This is a genomic window from Secundilactobacillus malefermentans DSM 5705 = KCTC 3548 (assembly GCF_001436395.1).
Taxonomy (GTDB): domain Bacteria; phylum Bacillota; class Bacilli; order Lactobacillales; family Lactobacillaceae; genus Secundilactobacillus; species Secundilactobacillus malefermentans.
Window position 1 is genome coordinate 1 of sequence record NZ_AZGJ01000101.1, and the last position, 1594, is coordinate 1594.

The 1594-nt window shown below is 36.9% G+C and carries 3 protein-coding genes; all 3 read left to right on the forward strand.

What is annotated here, in order from left to right; genetic code table 11:
* The first annotated feature begins 440 nt into the window (after positions 1–440).
* Positions 441–722: a type II toxin-antitoxin system RelB/DinJ family antitoxin gene (locus FD44_RS09845; protein WP_010620893.1), complete on the forward strand. Its 282-nt coding sequence runs from the start codon at positions 441–443 to the stop codon at positions 720–722.
* Positions 723–768: 46 nt separating this feature from the next.
* Positions 769–954 carry a hypothetical protein gene (locus FD44_RS09850; protein ID WP_010620892.1) on the forward strand — a complete coding sequence of 62 codons (186 nt, stop codon included), beginning with the start codon at positions 769–771 and terminating at the stop codon, positions 952–954.
* Positions 951–1594 (forward strand): ATPase (locus FD44_RS09855; RefSeq protein WP_056973922.1); only part of this gene is annotated, 644 nt, incomplete at its 3' end. The genes FD44_RS09850 and FD44_RS09855, both read left to right, overlap by 4 nt.

Sequence of the window (1594 nt, forward strand, 5' to 3'; positions counted from 1 at the left end):
AGAACAGAACACTGACAATGAGCCTTATTGGAATTAAACACCGTATAAGCTTATTTAAGCCGTTTTAAGTGTTACATGCATAATTATATTAAAATCGCTTTAAAATCGCTTAGAAGCAAAAATAGACACCTTGAGTGGCTGAATTGGCGCTTGGTGGAATAAACAAGCGGCTAGAGAATACGCGGCCAAACACCCTAACGATGAGCGTGCTTAAAACTAAAAAGCTATATAAGGCCATTTAAGCTGTTTTAAACAGATAGAGCATAATTATATTAAACGAGGTTTAAAATGCGCTTACGGGCACTTTAGGAACGTTGTATAAGTGCCATTGCGGAAAGGACAGCAAACTTAAATTCACAACTTTTAAAGAAGCAGGCTAATTGAGATGGTACTCAAAGATTAGTATAATGTGAGTAGTAATAAAGGGGGGCGAGAAAATCATGGTAGTTAAGGAAAAGAAACGCGTACAAGTCCAGATTGACAAAGAATTGGCAGATAATACCGAAGCCGTTTTAAGCCAGTTAGGTCTAAACCCAACTACCGCGATCAATATGTTTTATAAGCGGATCGTAGCTGACGCAGCATTACCGTTTAAACCAGCCCTGAGCGAAGCCGAAAGAGCTAATTTAAGCCTTTTAAAGGCTACCAAAGAGACACCAGTAACAGAGTTCAAAGACGCTAAAGAAGTCGCTGATTGGCTCAATGATCCAGATGAGGACTAATGGCTTATCAGATTAAATAAATTAATAACTTGGAAGTGTGATGAACATGAAAGATACAATCACAATTAATGACTTTTTTGAAATTGCCAAAGAAACTGATTTAAAAGATTTACTTGATAAGTCATTACATGAGCCAGATCCAGAAAAGCGCAAAGTATATGACGCTTTATATACCTACTTTTTAGATAAAAGGCAAGATGAGGTTATTAAGCGAAAGGACTTTGTCCGTTGATAGATAAACCCCAATATATAATTGTTGCTGGTATTAACGGAGCAGGAAAAAGTACGCTATACGATACATTTCCCATCTTGTTTGACAAAACAAAACGGATTAACGCTGATGAACTTTTAAGACAAATGGGTGGCGATTGGCATAAAGATAGTGACAACTTAAAAGCCATGAAAGAAGAAATCAAACAACTACACTATGCTTTAGATCACCAGCAAAGTATTCACGTAGAAACAACACTGGCAGGTAGAGGCAAAGCTCAACTCAATTTGATTGACAAAGCTCACAAAAATGGCTTTGAAGTGACTTTATTATATGTTGCTTTGCGAGATGAAAATTTAGCTATCCAAAGGGTCAACGAACGGGTACAAAAAGGTGGCCACGGTGTTCCAGTAGCAGCGATCAAGAAACGTTATCAGCAATCCAAACATAATTTGCCATTAGTGGCCTTTAAATCTGATAAGGTCATGATCTATGATAATAGCGAAAAGTTTACCTCTGTTTATGCAAGAGAGAAGGGACAAGTTTTTAAGAACGATTTGAGGCATTTTCCTTGGATAAACCAAAATATTACTTATCCAGAAAAGGTGCAAAAGCAGTTACAAAATTTTGCAGATCAAAATCCAGAAATTAAGCCAAAAAA

What these genes read in the sequence shown, in the direction of transcription:
- FD44_RS09845 (WP_010620893.1), top strand. Translation starts at nt 441, where the DNA reads ATGGTAGTTAAGGAAAAGAAACGCGTACAAGTCCAGATTGACAAAGAA.
- FD44_RS09850 (WP_010620892.1), top strand. Translation starts at nt 769, where the DNA reads ATGAAAGATACAATCACAATTAATGACTTTTTTGAAATTGCCAAAGAA.